Annotated in this window: 1 tRNA gene and 2 rRNA genes; all 3 read left to right on the plus strand. The window is 50.1% G+C overall.

Annotated features, from left to right (window positions below):
* Positions 1 to 86, plus strand: a 5S ribosomal RNA gene (gene rrf / locus ACMHXH_RS13870); the annotation flags it as partial.
* 50 nt (positions 87 to 136) lie between these two features.
* Positions 137 to 212, plus strand: a tRNA-Thr gene (locus ACMHXH_RS13875).
* Between the two features lie 40 nt (positions 213 to 252).
* A 5S ribosomal RNA gene (gene rrf, locus ACMHXH_RS13880) occupies positions 253 to 368 on the plus strand.
* Positions 369 to 371 lie beyond the last annotated feature (3 nt).

Genomic DNA, 371 nt, shown 5'->3' on the forward strand with positions numbered 1-371 from the left:
GATCCCATCCCGAACTCAGAAGTGAAACGCAATCGCGCCGATGGTAGTGTGGGGTCTCCCCATGTGAGAGTAGGTCATCGCCAGACGCCCAATTTATGATTTTCACTGTAGATAAAGTGAAATCAAAGTTGAATTTGCTGATATGGCTCAGTCGGTAGAGCGCATCCTTGGTAAGGATGAGGTCCCCAGTTCGATTCTGGGTATCAGCACCATATTCAGCTGCTAGGCACTAAATAGCAGCAACAAAATTTGTCTGGTGACAATAGCATTGTGGTCCCACCTGATCCCATCCCGAACTCAGAAGTGAAACGCAATCGCGCCGATGGTAGTGTGGGGTCTCCCCATGTGAGAGTAGGTCATCGCCAGACGCC

Origin of the sequence: Shewanella sp. BJSY2023SW001 (assembly GCF_047314685.1) — a bacterium.
Classification (GTDB): domain Bacteria; phylum Pseudomonadota; class Gammaproteobacteria; order Enterobacterales; family Shewanellaceae; genus Shewanella; species Shewanella indica.